Annotated in this window: 15 protein-coding genes; 11 read left to right on the top strand and 4 right to left on the bottom strand. The window is 58.3% G+C overall.

The window, feature by feature from the left end; genetic code table 11:
- Together ACERJA_RS15920 and ACERJA_RS15915 are read left to right on the top strand one after the other, a co-directional pair.
- Positions 1-365, top strand: a 365-nt coding sequence (locus ACERJA_RS15920) for a MaoC family dehydratase (protein ID WP_373609231.1), incomplete at its 5' end; no start/stop codon positions are given.
- 1 nt (position 366) lies between these two features.
- On the top strand, positions 367-1,545 hold the full coding sequence (locus ACERJA_RS15915) for a CaiB/BaiF CoA transferase family protein (RefSeq protein WP_373609230.1): 1,179 nt from the start codon (positions 367-369) through the stop codon (positions 1,543-1,545).
- Between the two features lie 95 nt (positions 1,546-1,640).
- Here ACERJA_RS15915 and ACERJA_RS15910 read toward each other — a convergent pair whose 3' ends face one another.
- The gene (locus ACERJA_RS15910) at positions 1,641-2,915 is read right to left on the bottom strand and encodes a Cdc6/Cdc18 family protein (RefSeq protein ID WP_373609229.1); all 1,275 of its coding nucleotides are present in this window, start codon (positions 2,913-2,915) and stop codon (positions 1,641-1,643) included.
- A gap of 583 nt (positions 2,916-3,498) precedes the next feature.
- Here ACERJA_RS15910 and ACERJA_RS15905 point away from each other — a divergent pair.
- From ACERJA_RS15905 to ACERJA_RS15895, 3 genes are all read left to right on the top strand, one after another.
- Entirely contained in the window at positions 3,499-4,680 is a 1,182-nt protein-coding gene (locus ACERJA_RS15905; RefSeq protein WP_373609228.1) for an acetyl-CoA C-acyltransferase, read from the top strand.
- Between the two features lie 64 nt (positions 4,681-4,744).
- Entirely contained in the window at positions 4,745-6,103 is a 1,359-nt protein-coding gene (locus ACERJA_RS15900) for an MmgE/PrpD family protein (RefSeq protein WP_373609227.1), read from the top strand.
- Between the two features lie 74 nt (positions 6,104-6,177).
- Positions 6,178-7,248: a quinone-dependent dihydroorotate dehydrogenase gene (locus ACERJA_RS15895; RefSeq protein ID WP_373609226.1), complete on the top strand. Its 1,071-nt coding sequence runs from the start codon at positions 6,178-6,180 to the stop codon at positions 7,246-7,248.
- Positions 7,249-7,284: 36 nt separating this feature from the next.
- Here ACERJA_RS15895 and ACERJA_RS15890 read toward each other — a convergent pair whose 3' ends face one another.
- Entirely contained in the window at positions 7,285-7,503 is a 219-nt protein-coding gene (locus ACERJA_RS15890; protein WP_006067394.1) for a hypothetical protein, read from the bottom strand.
- 380 nt (positions 7,504-7,883) lie between these two features.
- Between ACERJA_RS15890 and ACERJA_RS15885 the strand changes: the two genes are divergently transcribed.
- The 3 genes from ACERJA_RS15885 to ACERJA_RS15875 are packed head-to-tail and all read left to right on the top strand — an operon-like array spanning position 7,884 to position 9,906.
- On the top strand, positions 7,884-8,486 hold the full coding sequence (locus tag ACERJA_RS15885; protein ID WP_373609225.1) for a hypothetical protein: 603 nt from the start codon (positions 7,884-7,886) through the stop codon (positions 8,484-8,486).
- On the top strand, positions 8,483-9,181 hold the full coding sequence (locus ACERJA_RS15880) for a signal peptidase I (RefSeq protein ID WP_373609224.1): 699 nt from the start codon (positions 8,483-8,485) through the stop codon (positions 9,179-9,181). The genes ACERJA_RS15885 and ACERJA_RS15880 overlap by 4 nt, the downstream gene beginning before the upstream one ends.
- Positions 9,178-9,906, top strand: coding sequence for a hypothetical protein (locus tag ACERJA_RS15875; RefSeq protein WP_373609223.1), 729 nt, complete (start codon positions 9,178-9,180; stop codon positions 9,904-9,906). The genes ACERJA_RS15880 and ACERJA_RS15875 overlap by 4 nt, the downstream gene beginning before the upstream one ends.
- A gap of 593 nt (positions 9,907-10,499) precedes the next feature.
- Here ACERJA_RS15875 and ACERJA_RS15870 read toward each other — a convergent pair.
- Entirely contained in the window at positions 10,500-11,846 is a 1,347-nt protein-coding gene (locus ACERJA_RS15870; RefSeq protein ID WP_373609222.1) for a SipW-dependent-type signal peptide-containing protein, read from the bottom strand.
- A gap of 318 nt (positions 11,847-12,164) precedes the next feature.
- Positions 12,165-13,538 (bottom strand): allantoinase AllB, encoded by a 1,374-nt coding sequence (gene allB, locus ACERJA_RS15865; RefSeq protein ID WP_373609220.1) that lies wholly within the window; start codon positions 13,536-13,538, stop codon positions 12,165-12,167.
- Positions 13,539-13,710: 172 nt separating this feature from the next.
- Here allB and ACERJA_RS15860 point away from each other — a divergent pair, with 172 nt between their 5' ends.
- From ACERJA_RS15860 to ACERJA_RS15850, 3 genes are all read left to right on the top strand, one after another.
- Entirely contained in the window at positions 13,711-14,700 is a 990-nt protein-coding gene (locus ACERJA_RS15860) for an NAD-dependent epimerase/dehydratase family protein (protein ID WP_373609219.1), read from the top strand.
- Positions 14,701-14,781: 81 nt separating this feature from the next.
- Positions 14,782-15,135 carry a hypothetical protein gene (locus ACERJA_RS15855; RefSeq protein WP_373609218.1) on the top strand — a complete coding sequence of 118 codons (354 nt, stop codon included), beginning with the start codon at positions 14,782-14,784 and terminating at the stop codon, positions 15,133-15,135.
- A 536-nt stretch (positions 15,136-15,671) separates the two neighbouring features.
- On the top strand, positions 15,672-16,178 hold the full coding sequence (locus ACERJA_RS15850) for a helix-turn-helix transcriptional regulator (protein WP_373609217.1): 507 nt from the start codon (positions 15,672-15,674) through the stop codon (positions 16,176-16,178).
- Positions 16,179-16,434 lie beyond the last annotated feature (256 nt).

Here is a 16,434-nt window from a genome sequence, read left to right as displayed (position 1 = left end):
CAGAGTTTGGCGAACGCCTCGTCGACGGCACGTTCGTCATCGCGCTCGCGGTCGGCATGAGCGTCATCGATATCTCGGTCAACGCCACGGCCAATCTCGGCTACGACGATATCCGCCACCACAGTCCCGTCTTCCACGGGGACACGATCTTCGCCGAAAGCGAGGTGTTGAGCAAGCGTGAACTCGAGTCCCGCGACCACGTCGGCATCGTCGAAACCGAACTCAGAGCGTACAACCAACACGGCGACCTCGTGCTCTCGCTCGAGCGAACCCCGATGGTCCTCAAACGCAGTCACGCCGAGCCGTCGGCCGCCGAGCCGCCGGGCTGGCCCGAGGGAATCGGAACGCAGCCGGAGGAACTCTAGCGTGCTCGCACTCGAGGATATCACGGTCGTCAGTCTCGAGAGCGGGATCAGCGCGCCGTTGTGTACCCGACTGCTGGGTGATTTCGGCGCGGAGGTCATCAAGGTCGAACGCCCCGGTGTCGGCGACGTCAACCGCCATTGGGATTCGGTCGTCGACGGCGACTCCTCGGCGCACGTCTGGGTCGACCGCAACAAGCTGAGTGTCGAGTTGAACCTCAAGAGCGACGAGGGAACTGCAATCTTTCACGAACTCGTCGACGAGGCCGACGTCGTCGTCCAGAACTACTCGCCGGGCGTCGTCGACCGCCTCGGTGTCGGCTACGATGATGTCGTCGAGACCACCGAGGACATCATCTATCTGAACATCTCCGGCTACGGCCGGGACGGTCCCTACAGTGATCGGAAAGCCTACGATATGGTCATGCAGGGCGAAACCGGCCTCATTCTGATGAACGGCTCGCCGGACGATCCAGCGAAGATTCCGCTGAGCGTCTGTGACATCAACGCCGCGACCTACGGCACGATTTCGACCCTGCTCGCGCTCTTCCATCGCGAACGCACCGGCGAGGGACAGGAACTCGACGTTACGATGTTCGGCGGGATGCTCTCGTGGCTCGGCTACTTCCCACAGAAGTACTGGCACAACGACGAGCTTCCGGAGCGAATCGGAATGCGCCACCACCTCTTGACACCCTACGGCCCACACGAGACGGCCGACGACCAATACATCAACTTCGCCATCCTCAGCGAGGCCCATTGGGAACTGCTCTGTGAGGCCGTCCTCGAGCAACCCGACCTGCTCTGTGACGAGCGATTCGCGACTAACGAGGACCGTGTCGAACACCGCGACGTCCTCGAGCCGACGATCGAGTCGCTCATCGTCGACCAGCCTCGGGACTACTGGGCCAACCGACTCGACGAGGTGGGCATTCCGTGGGGTGACGTCAACCAGCTCGACGACGTCCTCGAGCATCCACAGACGGACCATCTTGACCTGGTCAAAGACCTCGAGACCGAGGACGGTCCGATCCCCTACATCGACACGCCAATTGACTCGGATACGCTCGAGTTTGCAGCCGAACCGATGCCCAACCTCGGTGAGGATACGGACGACGTGTTAGCGGCACTTGGCTACTCGAGTGAGGAGATCGAACAGTTGCGGGCCGACGACGTGGTCTAAGCGTTGTGGATAGCTGGACTAGGTAGGTTGAGACACCCCCGATTTTCAGTGAAACGTGTTCGGGGACACCCCTCGTTTTCAGTGAAAAACAATACCTATATAGATAACTGGCTCTGGATATCTCGCTGTGTTTCTGAAGACTCGATACAGGCGGACATGACAACGTCTGGATCATGCAGCAGTCGATGGGTTCGATAACTTCCTTGCCCTTTCCCACCGCCCGTGTGACGACTTTCCGTAATTTCAGGGAGTGTCCACTTTTTCATTAAATCCAAGACACGTTGATGGGTAAGCGATTCCCCGACTGCGATTTCAGCCACGATACAGTAGGCATCGTATAGTTCGCCAGTTGAAAATGAATCCGCGAGTCTTGTTTTGGTAAGATACGCAAGTGCATACAGTGCGTACCGCGAGTGTGGTGTTCCATTCTTAATTACCTGAATTGACCGATTCAGATCACTGTACTCGTCGGCATCGCGAACGTGATCCTCGGTTACATGCTCACTGTCATCTTTTTCTGCGAGTTTACCAGCTGATCGGAGAATGTCAAGTGCGCGACGTGCATCACCGTGATCACGAGCGGCGAGCGCAGACGCTAGCTCGATCACGCCGTTCTCGAGCACATCATCCTTGAACGCGTCGCTACGACGCTCAAGAATCGCTTGTATTTGATTGGCGTTATAGGGTGGGAAAATAATCGGATCGTCCTGAAAACTCGATGCTACACGCTCATCAGGAGCATCGGTGTAATCGGTCTTGTTGCTGATCGCGACAACTGAGATATAACATCCTGTTTTCCCTGCTTCTTCCGATCGAGAGAGTTTCGAGAGGATTTCAGCAGTGTCATTTCCAAGTTTGTCAATTTCGTCAAGGATGACTATCAGCGAATCGGACTCGTGAAGTAGTCCATCAGAATCCCATAGAGAATCATAGTAGCGACTTGCACCTACTCCCTCTTTCGGAATATAACGGTCGGGATCTATGGCGTCTCGGACCTCAAACGCCATTTTTCGAGCGGCTCGTGTTTCGGTGTTGTATTGATCACAGTCAACATAGGCAGCAGTCAAATTCGTGCCCTGCAGTTGTGCAACTCCTCGAGCACGACCTGTGACGTGTTTCGCCACAAGTGATTTACCAGTCCCTGTCTTTCCGAACAGAAATCCGCTCTCGGGCGGATCACCGAAAGCAGCTGGTTTGAGTAGAGCTTCTACAGTCTCTATTTCGCGGTCACGACCGACGATCCGGTCTTTCTGTGGAACGTGCTGTGGCCGAAGAAGTTCTCGTCGTCGAAAAATAGATGTGGCCGCGTCAGCCAGTGGATCATCTTGAAGATCCTCGACCGATGGTGTCGGGATTGGATCGTTTCCCATTAGTACAACAATTCAAAACAACCAACATAAATTCACCGAACCTCATTTTCAGTGAAAGTAGCCTTGACTGTTTCTTTGAGGGCTAAAAAGGCTATTTTAAGAAAGTGGTCTGCAACACACCCACCCCTCGTTTTCAGTGAAAGCGTTCGAAAACGCATACCTGCTTTTCCACTTGAGTTCGAATAGCCTAATCGCATTATTATATTTGTTTTGGTATAGGTAAAGTAGAAATGATAGAATGCATAGAGAGTCGATCTATCCTATACATTGGTAGACCTATCTTCAGTTCACCCAGTCTTTTATTATCGCTGGCTTTGGTAACCGTGATTGTAGTTAGACTGTTCACGGCTTTCACTGAAAACGAGGGGTGTGTCTGTTCCACCTCACCAGTGTATAATCGAATAATCCAGATAGAAACTCTCTACAGTGACTTTGGATCGGAAGTGAGGTGTGGTCAGAGAGATTTTCGCTCCACATCGACTCCATCTGTCCCGTCGCTTGGCACTCGAGACTCGAGCACCCAATCTCCAACCAGGTATGTCCCTGGAACAACATTAATGCGGACTCACGTGGACGGCCCACCATGTCCGATACTGAACCAGACATCGTCCTCGTTGACGGTGCGCGAACGCCACACGGAACGCTACTTGGCTCGATTGCGGACGTCGAGGCTGTCGACCTCGGCTGCACGGCCATCGATGGCTTGCTCGAGCGCGTCGTCATCGACGGCGCGGACGTCGACTGGGTGAGTCTCGGCAACGCGATTCAGGCCGGGATCGGACAGGTGCCCGGACGACAAGCGGTTATCAAGTCGGAGTTGCCAAACGAGACACAGGCGACGACGGTCAACGAAGCCTCCGGCTCGGGGCTGCGGGCGATCACGCTTGCGGCCGATCGGATCGCGGCTGGCCGGGCGACGTTCGCGATCGCCGGTGGGTTCGAGTCGATGTCGAACGCGCCGTGGATTCTGCCCGGGTATCGAAAGGGACGCCGCCACGGCAACGTCGAACTCGAGGACTCGATGCTGTTGGACTCCCTGTGGGACGTCAATCTCGACCTCCACATGGGCGAGATCACCGAACGGCTCGTCGACCGCGAGGATGTCGATCGTGAACGCCAAGACGAGTACGCCCTCGAGAGCCATCGGCTGGCGGCCGAGGCGATCGACTCGGGCGAGTTCGACGACGAGATCGTTCCCGTCAAGACGCGCGCGGGCAGTGTCGAGCAGGACGAAGGGCCACGACCCGACTCGACGCTCTCGGAGCTGGCCGAGTTGCCGACGCCGTTTCGCGATGGCGGCACGATCACGCCCGGAAACGCCTCGAAGCTCAGTGACGGCGCGGGCGTGGTGTTACTGGCCGACGGCGACACAGCCATCGATCGCGGCCTCGAGCCGATGGCGACGCTCGTCGACTACGACCTGGTCTACCGAAATCCGGATGAGTTCAACGAAGCCGTTAGCGATGTCGTCGCAACCTTGCTCGAGCAAAACGACCTCGCGGTCGACGATATCGATGCGTTCTGGATCAACGAGGCATTTGCCGCCCAGTCGGTGTTCGTGATGGACCGCCTCGAGATCCCACGCGAGAAAATGAATCCCTGTGGCGGCGCAATCGCGTTCGGCCACCCGATCGGTGCCTCGGGTGGGATGCTCACTGCCAGTCTCGGTTATCAGCTGCGAGACGATCCCGACGTTTCGCGCGGGCTCATCGGCATGAGTGTCGGTGGCGGCGGTGCGATCATGGCTCTGTTCGAGGAGCGTTGACACCGCTTGAGTCGGATCGGCTGCCGTCCGATACTATATACCATTCCACGCAGATAGGACGAGCATGACAGATACAGACATGGGTCGGGCAGCTACGGAACTCGCGACGTTCACCACGTCGCTATCTCCCGACGACATTCCAGAACAGGCCCTTCGGCTCGCCGAACGGGCCATTCTGGACACGGTCGGGGTAACACTCGCAGGAGCGGCTGCCGATGCCGGTGCAATAGCGACAACAGCGGTCAGTGACGGGACCGGCGAGACGACGCTGCTCGGGCGAGACGAAACGCGTCCGCTTTCGGATGCCGTCTTCATCAACGGGACTGCTGGCCATGCGCTCGATTTCGACGATGTTGCGCTCGCGGCGATGGATGGCCACCCGAGCGTGCCGATGGTCGCACCACTGCTTGCCGTCGCCGAACGGGAGAACGCGTCGGGACGCGACGTCCTGACGGCCTTCGTCGCCGGCTTCGAGACCCAGTGTTATCTCTCGCGGCCGATCAGTCCCGGCCACTATGAGGATGGGTGGCACGCGACGTCGACGTTCGGCGTCTTCGGTGCCGCTGCGGCCGTTGCAAAACTGCTCGAGCTACCGCAGGTACGCGTCGAACACGCCCTCGGGATCGCCGCTTCCATGCCGGCTGGCCTCAAACGCAACTTCGGTTCGACGACGAAACCGATCCACGCCGGGCAGGCCGCCCGATCGGGGACAACTGCAGCCCTGCTCGCTGCCGAGGGCGCAACGGCGGACGCTGCGGCGATCGACGGCGAGCGCGGCTTTTTTGACTCCTATCAAGGCGATGGAAAACCGGACCTCGAGCGACTCCCCGAGTTGGGAACCCGATGGTCGCTGCTCGAGGACGGCATCGACGTGAAAAAATACCCCTGCTGTTACTACACCCACGCTGCAATCTACGCTGCGAGCGAGCTTACAGACACACACGGACTCGCGCCCGAGGAGATCGACGACGTAGTCGTCACGGCCTCTCAGGGTGCGGCTGACGCACTTGCTCACGACGATCCATCGACGGGACTCGAGGCGAAGTTCTCGATGCCGTATCTCATCGCGAGTGCCATCGCTCGAGAGCGCGTCGACCTCGCGGCGTTCGACGACGAGCGCATCCACGACCAGCCCGTCCAGTCAGTCCGCGAACGGGTGTCGCTGACCGTCGACGACGACCTTCCATACGACTCGAACGCAGCCACCGTCGAGATCACGATGCGCTCGGGGGAGCGCCACGAACAGTTTCGGGCGAAGCCGCCGGGAACGCACGACGACCCCCTTTCCGACGACGAACTCCACGAGAAGTTCCGGCTGTGTGCCGAGCATGCACCCGACGCTGTCGACATCGACGGCGCGTGTGCCGACCTCGATGCGCTCCGAACGCTCTCGGACGTGCGTCGCCTCCTCGAGAAACTGTAACCCACTCGCCTGGATGCGCCAGTCGTTCGACAGCTTCGAGACGTTTACTTAGCCGCCGGTCTGAATAGCTGCCAATGACGCTCTATTCGCGGGTTCGGCCGCTCGCATTCAAGCTTCCAGCCGAGACGGCCCACGACCTCGGCAAGCGGACGCTTCGGGCGGCGCAGTCGACGTGGCCGACACGCAAAGCGCTTGCAACGGCCTATCAGTACACCCATCCAGCACTCGAGGTCGATCTCTTTGGCACCACGTTTCCGAACCCGGTTGGCGTCGCCGCGGGCTTCGACAAAAACGCCGACGTGACCCACGCACTCGAGGCGCTTGGCTTTGGCTTCGTCGAAATCGGCACTGTTACGCCCTATCCACAGTCGGGCAACGATCGCCCCCGACTGTTCCGACTCCGAGAGGACGAGGCGATGATCAATCGGATGGGCTTTAACGGCCAGGGAATGGAGCGCGTCAAATCGCGACTCGAGACCGATGGCACGCCCGGATTCCCGCTTGGGGTGAACATCGGAAAGATGAACTCCTCGAGCGAGTCGGAAGCGATCGAAGACTATCGGCGGGTGTTCGACCGCCTGTCACCGTTTGCCGACTACGTCGTCGTCAACGTCTCCTGCCCGAACACGCCCGAGGAGTTCGACGAGGGCTCGCCCGAGCATCTTCGCGCGATCTTCGAGATGCTTGAGGCCGAAAACGACGCCGAGAAACCGATTCTGGTGAAGATCGGCCCCGATTCACCCGACGACTCGATTCTGGACCTCGTGGATATCGTCCAAGAGTTCGGCCTCGATGGGATCGTCGCAACGAACACCTCGACGACTCGCGAGGGCCTCGAGTCCCCGAACCGGGAGGAGTGGGGCGGCCTCAGCGGGAAACCGGTCGAGAATCGATCCACTGCGGTCATCCGAATGATCGCCGAGTACACCGACGGTGACTTGCCGATCATCGGTGTCGGCGGCGTCGATTCGGCGGGGGCGGCTTACGAAAAGATCCGTGCCGGCGCCTCGCTTGTCGAACTCTACACCGGGTTCGTCTACGAGGGTCCGTCGACGGCAAAACAGATCAACCAGGGACTCGTTGCGCTGCTCGAGCGGGATGGCTTTTCATCGATCGAAGACGCCGTGGGCGCGGACCTCGAGTAGCGACCAGTCGTTTCTCTTGGCCAATCACACCCGCAGTTAGTCGCTGGGGCCGGGATCGTCGATCGCATCGTCGAGTCCGTGTAACTCTGCTGGGCCGACGGCTTCGCTGGCGCGCTCCGTCTGGATTTCTCGACTCGGCGAATCCTCTTGCTGTGATTCGACCACAGGTTCGGCGTCGCCGGTTACGGAGAGATATACTGATCGGAGTTGTTCTGTTCGGGTCGTCTCGTCGTGTTCGGTGGATGATCCTGTCATTGGATGTGACCGCTGCCGGAACCAATTGGTTCGATAATAAATATAAACCGACTAGCTATTTCATGACGTGAGAACCGCTGTAAGCAGACTCGCCGATACTAACTGAACTGGCGCAATTTCTGGTGTCGCTTTGTGTTCACAATCACGTGTGACGAGAGTAATCTGCTCTGAACTGTCTCTAGTGACCACCAAACCGCCATATATCGTGGTCGATGACGTTCTACATAGCTCATAACTATTCATAATTGACGTGATGCTCGAGATATGGGGAGGAATGGACGAGCGAGCGAGCGCACTGCGACTGTGCTCTCCAAGGCTGTACTGACGTGGGGAATGACCAATTCGGGAGCGACTCTCTTGTGTCGACACTCGAGGCCATAATGTCGACGAGCGTTTCACAAGCGGCCAGTGACCCCGAATCGGTGGACCGAAGGCCACAGCTCTCACAGGACGTGGCCTTCGAGATGTTGAGCTGTCGTCGACGGCGATACGTGCTGCACTATCTCAAGCAAGCAGACGGGGTTGCCGACCTTCGTGAACTTGTCGTGCAGATCGCAGCTTGGGAAAACGACGTCTCGACGACTGAAGTGACCTACGAGCAACGAACGCGCGTCTACACCGCGTTGCGACAGTCACATCTGCCAAAACTGGACGACAGTGGCATCATCACGTTCGACGCAGATCGCGGAACCGTCGTCCTCACCGACGCCGCATCGGAACTCGAGGTGTATCTCGACGTCGTCCCACACAACGACATTCCGTGGAGCAAGTACTATTTCGGGCTAGGTGTCCTCTGTACTGGCTTCGTCGCCGGAACGTGGATGGGGCTGCTTCCGTTTTCGTTGCTTTCACCGCTGGTGGGGATGGCACTCGTGACGGCGTTGTTTACCGTTTCGGCCGCTGTTCACGTCCGGCATGATACCCGAATGCGCCTCGGTACGGACGGGATGCCGCCGAATAAGAACCGAGGTGGGGGCGAATGAACATGCACTCGAGCGTCAAAACCGGACTCACTGTCCTCTTCGGCGGCGGCCTGTTGATCCTACTGTTGCTCGTTGGCAGTATTGCTATGCCGGGGCTCGTCGGCGGCGACGATACGTATATCGTCACATCTGGCAGCATGAGCCCGACGATCGAGCCGGGTGATGTCATCGTCACGCAGGATGTCTCGCCGGACGAGATCGAAACCGGCGATGTCATCACCTTCCACGACGGGAGCAGCGCCGATTCGGGCTATGTCACCCACAGAGTCGTCGATATTGTCGAGGAAGATGGCGAGCGCTACTTCGAGCTACAAGGTGATGCCAACGACAATCCAGACGAGGGACTCGTCCCGGCCGAGTACGCACAGGGTGATCTCCACTGGCACATTCCGTATCTCGGCCACTTGCTCCTGTTCGCTCGCTCGAGTCTCGGTCTGCTCGTTCTCGTGATTGGGCCGGGACTCGCGCTCGTTGCATCGGGAAGCTGGCAGTTGCTCCGTGAACTGGGTGTCGTTGGCACCGATCCCATGCCAGAACTCGAGGCAGCCAAGGAGCCGCCAGCACTCGAACCCGCCGACAACGGAGCGCTCGAGGACAAGCCGAACGAGCAGACGACCGACCCGAACGCGGACGCCGCCAACGGACAGCCGAGTTCTACGGACACCGCCGACACAGAGACGGAGAACGACCAATGACCCACACGCATGCAACTCGATTCGTCGTCGCGGTCGTCCTCCTCGCTACAGTCGTCGCCGCAGGCTCGGTAGCCCCGACTGCCAGCCACGTTTCGGATTCGGAGTCCTTCGAGGGCAACCATATGAGCACTGCGGATGCGTGGGGGATCGACCTTGCCGTCGAAGCGGGTGAGCCCGACCTCTTGATGGCCGAACACAGCACCGATACTCTCGAGATCACGGCCACGGTCACGAACGATCACAGATACACCAAGGAGGTGACCGTTTCTCTCGAGGTTGGAACCGAATCCGAGACCGAGGTGATGACGCTCGAGGGTGGTGAGTCAGAGAGTGTCACGTTCGTCCTTGACGCTGACGAGCTGGGTGAGGGTGATCACGAGTACGTCGTTGCTGCCGCAGAGGAGGAAGACCACGGACAAGTGACCGTCTCCGGTAGCGAAGCGGATGACGATAACGACACGGAGCCAGACGAAGACGACAAGCAAGAGTCCGAAGGTGACGACCTCGAGGGTGATGATGGTGACGACGCTGATGGCGACGAATCGGACTCAGAAGATGAAACCGAGAGTGGTGATGACGAGGCGGAAATCTCCGACGATGGGCAAACGGACGGCAGTGATTCCGGCGAAGAGAACAACGATGCGGACAATGATGAAGAAAATCCGGATTCCGAGAACGCGGGCGGTTTTGAGGACGGCGAAGCCGATGACGAGGATGAAAGTTGAATCGCTGACCGGTCCCCGAACCGGATGAACGGCTTCGCTCCGGTTCCCAAGCCGTGTAGGTTCTCGCGGTCTCTCGGTCCATGTCCGAGCGTGATGGCCTTCGAGGCTGTTTTTCTCTTAGTTTGACGGAAATACCGTTTCAACTCTTGTTACATACCTCGTCCGTGAGGGTGCCTGCTGCTCGGAGCTCGCTATCCGCTGCGGGTTGGGTGACCCCTGTGAATCTTGGCTGGTACGGAAACGTCAGCAAACATCGTCGTAGTACCGTGTACTGATCGACCATGAGACGAGTCGTGCTCGTCGGAACGAACTCATAGTCGTGTCGTCCGGTCTGGACCTCCCTATCGTGAGGTGTGTCCGGCGGTGACAGTCGATAGGGAGGCAAACAGAGGTTGCGTGGACGAGATCGGAACGCTCGATGGTCTTACCGACGTCGACGTCACCGAGTGTGTCCGGCCGCCTCGCAACGATTGAGGAGACTAGATGGAACTGATCGTGGTATCATCCGAGAGAATGGATATGATCTGCCCGATTGCTCATTTCGTTACCGAACATAAATTGGTGAAGAAAACCGTGATATCGACGAGAGTCGCTCAGTCGCTTTCTTCTTCCATCCAGTACGGGGTCGGGTCGTCGTTGTGGCGGCACTGCTCAGTGTAGAACCCGAAGTCGAACTCGAGTGCGTCGCCTTGTACCTCGTTGCCGACGCCTTCCGGGAGACACCACTCGAAGCCGATGTAGTGGGTGGTCGATGCCTCGAAACACTCCGGTTCTTTCGGCTCATCGATGCCCTCACAATACCAGAACTGGAAGTTACTGACGCCGTAGCGTTTCGTTCCTTGTGCAGCACCGAACGGCGCGACTGACGTTCCTTCGAAGGCACAGTCCTCGACGGTGAACTCGCCACCTCTCGGCTCGCCGGGACCACCTTTCACTCTCGTCTGGCAGATTCCGTGGTTGCTCTTCCAGTCGAACCCGACGACATCCGAGGTATCATCTCCTACATCCTGGTAGACGAGGCCGGTGATCCAGATTCTGATTGTGTCGTCTCCTTCGCCCTCGAGTTCGATGGATTCTCCGTCCTGTCCATCGGCCTGGTAGGACGCAAAGAGGTCACGCAGGTACTGCTGGACGTCGTCGACGTCCTCGAAATCGTCGTCGATCGTCTCGAGTTCGACGCAGTCGTCGATTTTGTTCTCATCATTAGTATCTGGATCGACCAGCGGATCGGGCTCGAGAAGGAATCCACCGTTGGTCTCGTTGAGTTCCTCAAGCACGTCACGCAGCGATCCCTGGGCGATCACCGGTTCTTTCTCCTCTTGATGCTCGTTGTCTCCCTGTTCTATACCGTTGTCCTCGTTTTCGTACACGTCGTACCACACCTTCGCCTCGATCGCGTCGACGAGGTGTGGTTCTTCACTCGGCTCTGGGTAGTCCTTGTTTTTTGTTCGGAACCAGATCCACCCGTCGTTATCACAGAGGTGGTAGCTAAAGGTAATCTCGCCACAATCACCTGGCTTGATGTCGTCGAGCTCGATCAGTGAGTTTTGATTTTCGCCGAAGTAGAAATCTTGATCGAGATCTGCACAGTAGTCAATCTCGTCGTCGCCGATGTTTCGGCCAAGTTCATCGTATCTGTACTCCGTGTCGTTCACCACGATCGACTGTTCGCCGTCTTTGTCGTGGTCCGGGTGTGCGTTGACGTACGGCCGTCCTGCACCTCCGTAATCCTGCGGTCGCGTCTCCTGTGATGCACCGTAGTAGCGCTGTTGCCAGTCGAGTTTGAGCTTGAGTTCGCCAGCGACTAACTCGTTTGGCAGCTGCTGTTCATCACTGAAATATGCACTCGTGCCTGCACCCACGAGTGCCCCACCGACACCGATAGTACCGAGTCCTGCGAGCACGTTTCGCCTCGAGATCGAATTTGGTTCGTCTGTCATGGTTGTCTCCCCCACATCGGAGCCGGATCGCCGCGACACGATATCCCGCCGCGGTGAGCCGTCGGCAGTGCCGACGACGCCTAGCTCCGAGTGAGACACCAGAAGCAACCGGATGAAGGGGTGTATATATACACAGCCATGCAGACCGCTAGACGGAGCCTCGGAGGCATTCAAGAAACGGTAGCCGCCTCGTTACGAATTTCGTGACTGTTCTCGAGCGTGTCAATCACGGGCTACCGATACCGAACGCGACCGTTCGAGTGCCGTCGCTGCTCGCCATACCCACCGAAGACAGTGGCTGAAAACGATTCAGTTCAGTTATACGTCGTCGACGTCGACTCGAGTCCCGTGTCCAGCGTCGCCAACCACGGCGCCGTCCTCGTACACCACGTTACCGCGAACGACGGTCGTCGTCGCTTTGCCCGTAAAGGACTCTCCGATGAACGGTGTCACGCAGTTTTTCGAGTGGAGGTCGTCGCTGTCCTCGAGTGTCCACTCGAGGTCGGGGTCGACGATCGTGAAGTCGGCGTCGGTGCCGACCTGCAGCGACCCCTTCTTGGGGTACATCCCCCAGATCTGGGCGGGTCGGGTCGAGTGGCGGCGGACCCACTCCTCGAGGGTGAGCCGGCCCTGGTCGACGAAGGTCAGCAGCGCTGGGACTTCGGTTTCGAGGCCGACGAAGCCCGAAATCGCGTCCCAGGTGTTGCCGAAGGGGTCGTCGACTTTCTTTTCTTCGGGGGTGTGGGGTGCGTGGTCGGTCGCGATGCTGTCGATCGCACCGTTGTCGATGCCGACGTTCCAGAGCCGCTCGCGTTCGTCGGCGTCTCGAATGGGTGGTTGAATCCGTGCTGGATTTCCTTTCTCGCGCATGACCTCCTCGGTAAACCACAGGTAGTGGGGGCAGGTTTCAGCAGTGACGTCGACGCCGCGATCTTTTCCACGGGCGACGGCCTCGGCGGCTGAACCCGAAGACACGTGGTACATGTGGATCTTCGCGCCGGTCTCCTCGGCGAAGGTGATCATCCGCTCGACGGCTTCCTGTTCGGCGATGACGGGCCGCGAGTGGGAGTGGTCAATCGGGTCGTTCTTCCCGGCTGCTTTGAACTGCTCCGTGTAGTGGTCGATGATCTCGCCGTTTTCCTCGTGGAAGCCGAGTCGCTTGCCCGTCTCACGGATTCGCTCCATCGCCTCGAGGATCTCGCCGTCGTTCGGTGGCGGCACGTCGCCAACTGTGGAGCCGAGGAAGATCTTGTAGCCGAGCGCGCCGGCCTCGTCGAGATCCGGAATCAGGTCGAGGTTTTCGGACGTGATGACGACGTAGCTCTGGAAGTCGACGTGGGCCGACGCCTCCCCGCGGTCGAATTTCAACTCGAGGTGCTCTGGGCGGTCGATCACTGGATCGGTGTTTGGCATCCCGACGACGGTCGTCACGCCGCCGGCGGCGGCCGCACGCGTGGCCGACTCCCAGTCTTCTTTGTACTCAAGTCCGGGCTCGCGGTTGTGGATGTGGCCATCGACGATACCGGGGACCAGAACATTCCCGTTCCCGTCGAGAACTCGGTCTGCGTCGGGCAGTTGGTCGCTTCTGCCGACGGCAACGATGGTTCCGTCCTCGACAGCGACGCCCGCGTCGGGCGTTCGCCCGGCAGGGGTGACAACGGTACAGTTGCGTACGACGAGGTCGACACTCATTGCCGGAAGTTGCCAACCGTCGCGCATATACCTTCTGTTGACCGATCGAGCAGGGATTGGCGTCTTCGAGTCGTTTCCAGCGATCAAACCACACGAGTAATCGAGTCATACTCGAGCGATCCCCGTGGTACGAGTGTTATACTAAACGGAGCAGAGGTGATCGACCGAGTCAATGGACTCACAAGTGATTCGCGACAAGACGGTACTCGTGACCGGTGGTGCGGGTTTTATCGGCAGTCATCTCGTGGCCGCGTTGGAACCACACAATGAGGTTCGGGTCCTCGATAACTTCTCGTCGGGTGACCGCTCACACCTGCCCGAAGCGGTGACCGTCGTCAAGGGAGATATCCACGATCCGATCGCGCTCCAGCAGGCAGCCCGTGGCGTGGATATTATCTTCCATCATGCTGCGATGGTCAGCGTCTCCCAAAGTGTCGATGCGCCTCGTCGAAGCAACGAAACGAATCTCGATGCGAGTCTGCTCGTCTTAGAGCAGGCTCGACAGGAGGATGCGCGGGTCGTCGTTGCCTCGAGTGCAGCAGTGTATGGCCACCCCTCCGAACTGCCAGTTCCGGAGACGGCGTCGACCGATCCGACATCACCCTACGGCGTCCAAAAACTCGCTCTCGATCAGTACACTCGACTGTACGAAGACCTCTATGACCTACCGACGGTCGCTCTTCGATATTTCAACGCCTACGGGCCACGCCAGCAGGGACCCTACAGCGGCGTCATCTCGACGTTTCTCGAGCAGGCCCGGGCAGACGAGCCGATCACGGTCGAGGGTGATGGCGAGCAGACTCGTGATTTCGTCCACGTGAGCGATCTCGTTCGGGCGAATCTGCAGGCAGCGACGACTGACAATGTCGGCGAAGCGTACAACATCGGGACTGGAACCCGGACGTCGATCAGGGAGCTAGCTGAACTCATTCGCGACGCGACCGACTCGTCTTCCTCGATCGTCCACCAGGAGTCTCGTCCAGGGGATATCAGACACAGTGGCGCGGACATCTCCAGAGCGAAGCGGACGCTTGGATTCGAGCCACGGGTGAGCCTCGAGTGTGGAATCCAATCACTCGTCGAGGGGACACGACTGTCTCCGACAGGTGAGGACACAGACGTCGTCTTCGAGCCTGCCTCCGAGGAGCGCCCGTACAGCTAATTCGATTCCACATAGTTGTGCGCTATTTCTATGAGTGTAGGTGAAAGATAACTAACGGCAGCGACGGCCTCGGAGTGGTACATGATCGATAACCTCGTCGTCTTCGTCGTCAGCTTGCTCATCGGTGCGATCGGCATTTATGCTGGATCAAAACTGATCGTCGACGTCGAAAACTATACCTACGCCATTGTCACGGCCTTGTTAGGCGCGGTTGTCTGGAGCGTTGTCGGGCTCTTTTTCGGCTGGGTTCCACTCCTTGGTCCGTTGCTCGTTTTCATCGCCTATCTCGCGGTAATCAACGCTCGATACCCTGGTGGCTGGGTCGACGCCGCCGCGATAACCATCGTTGCATGGCTCTCAGTGTTGATCGTTCTCTACGTCCTTGCACTGCTTGGTGTCACCGGATTCGACGCTGTCGGTGTCCCAGGCACGTAATGTCGATCCGTGGCTCCATCGCTGGAAGCGGTCTGGAACCGAATCGGTAGTTATCGACGTTTGCGTTCGGCTTCAGCCTTGAGCCTGTGCGTACCGAGTCAGTATCGGGCAGGCGTTCCAGCATGTCTCGCTTTTGACTTCGTGTTGACACTGGTAGTGTGAGGCCATTCTGTCTAATCGGAGTATCATAGCAATACGCTCTTACCGACTGAATTGGAGAGAATCCGCGCTAGCCATTGCGAACGTCCGACTGAGTTTATCCAGTTCCCCAGAGTACGTCGCTTTGAAGTTCCACAGACCTGTCATGGCCGCCGAACTGTTGGTTGGCAACTATGACAGTCTATGTCAAGGATCAAATTCCATGACTCATCAACGCCAATGACCTACAGAATACTACCAATAAATGACTGATAGAAAACACTTTCACAAGTGATGTCGACGATACAGAGCAGTGTGAGTAGCGTTGATTGCCGGGACGACCGCTGCGTCGCGCCCGCGGCACAGGCTAGAGACGCCACTAGCCCCATCGACCCCATATGAATACTCACGTCCAAACCTCCACAACGATACTCGTTCTCACCGGGACAACGAGTGCGTTCTCCGGTACTGTGGGCGAGTACGCTGCGATACGTACCCTGCTCGACACATCCAGCCACGTGTATCCACTCCAGGTCGAATGGAGTGCACATCTTGCAGCTCTTCTCGGCATTCTTGCACTCGCGATTCTCGGTGGTGTACTCATGGCCCGGAACCGATTTGCCGAACAAAACGCACTCGTTGCTGATCCACATCCTCCGAACGAAGAGTACCTGACTGACCAAGAAAAAGTCCAGCAGCTCATTCGTGACAACGGTGGTCGGATGAAGCAGTCGAAGATCGTCGACTCTGTCGACTGGTCGAAAGCCAAGGTCAGCCGACTCCTCGCCGACCTCGAAGAGGAGGGTCGAATCACGAAACTCCGTCTCGGTCGCGAGAACTTGGTCTGCTTGCCTGGACACGAACCGCAAGCGTCACAGACACCCGAACAGCCGAAAGGCGAATGACTGCATCCGCTGTCGAATACTCGATTCTCGCCCCGGTCGCACACGAACGGCTACTGATGCCGACCGGTCGCTGTTGGACGCGGTCTAACGCTGGATCTGTTGTTCGACATCTGATAAGTGTCTCTGTCAGCAATCGTTGTTTTCCACTCGAGACAGCGTGTCTGAAGCCATCTCAGATGTCGTAGTATGTGATTAGAAGCCGGAAGCGTTGTCTCAGTTTATGCAGTGAACTCGCGAGTACCGACTGCCCTTAGGC

Origin of the sequence: Natronorubrum sp. A-ect3, assembly GCF_041821125.1 — an archaeon.
Taxonomy (GTDB): Archaea; Halobacteriota; Halobacteria; order Halobacteriales; family Natrialbaceae; genus Natronorubrum; species Natronorubrum bangense.
Note: the sequence above shows the minus strand (reverse complement) of the source record. Positions and strands in the feature narration are given on the sequence as shown.

What these genes read in the sequence shown, in the direction of transcription:
- ACERJA_RS15850 (WP_373609217.1), top strand. Translation starts at nt 15,672, where the DNA reads ATGAATACTCACGTCCAAACCTCCACAACGATACTCGTTCTCACCGGG.
- ACERJA_RS15910 (WP_373609229.1), bottom strand. Translation starts at nt 2,915, where the DNA reads ATGGGAAACGATCCAATCCCGACACCATCGGTCGAGGATCTTCAAGAT.
- ACERJA_RS15885 (WP_373609225.1), top strand. Translation starts at nt 7,884, where the DNA reads ATGTCGACGAGCGTTTCACAAGCGGCCAGTGACCCCGAATCGGTGGAC.
- ACERJA_RS15895 (WP_373609226.1), top strand. Translation starts at nt 6,178, where the DNA reads ATGACGCTCTATTCGCGGGTTCGGCCGCTCGCATTCAAGCTTCCAGCC.
- allB (WP_373609220.1), bottom strand. Translation starts at nt 13,538, where the DNA reads ATGAGTGTCGACCTCGTCGTACGCAACTGTACCGTTGTCACCCCTGCC.
- ACERJA_RS15875 (WP_373609223.1), top strand. Translation starts at nt 9,178, where the DNA reads ATGACCCACACGCATGCAACTCGATTCGTCGTCGCGGTCGTCCTCCTC.
- ACERJA_RS15860 (WP_373609219.1), top strand. Translation starts at nt 13,711, where the DNA reads ATGGACTCACAAGTGATTCGCGACAAGACGGTACTCGTGACCGGTGGT.
- ACERJA_RS15855 (WP_373609218.1), top strand. Translation starts at nt 14,782, where the DNA reads ATGATCGATAACCTCGTCGTCTTCGTCGTCAGCTTGCTCATCGGTGCG.
- ACERJA_RS15870 (WP_373609222.1), bottom strand. Translation starts at nt 11,846, where the DNA reads ATGACAGACGAACCAAATTCGATCTCGAGGCGAAACGTGCTCGCAGGA.
- ACERJA_RS15880 (WP_373609224.1), top strand. Translation starts at nt 8,483, where the DNA reads ATGAACATGCACTCGAGCGTCAAAACCGGACTCACTGTCCTCTTCGGC.
- ACERJA_RS15890 (WP_006067394.1), bottom strand. Translation starts at nt 7,503, where the DNA reads ATGACAGGATCATCCACCGAACACGACGAGACGACCCGAACAGAACAA.
- ACERJA_RS15905 (WP_373609228.1), top strand. Translation starts at nt 3,499, where the DNA reads ATGTCCGATACTGAACCAGACATCGTCCTCGTTGACGGTGCGCGAACG.
- ACERJA_RS15900 (WP_373609227.1), top strand. Translation starts at nt 4,745, where the DNA reads ATGACAGATACAGACATGGGTCGGGCAGCTACGGAACTCGCGACGTTC.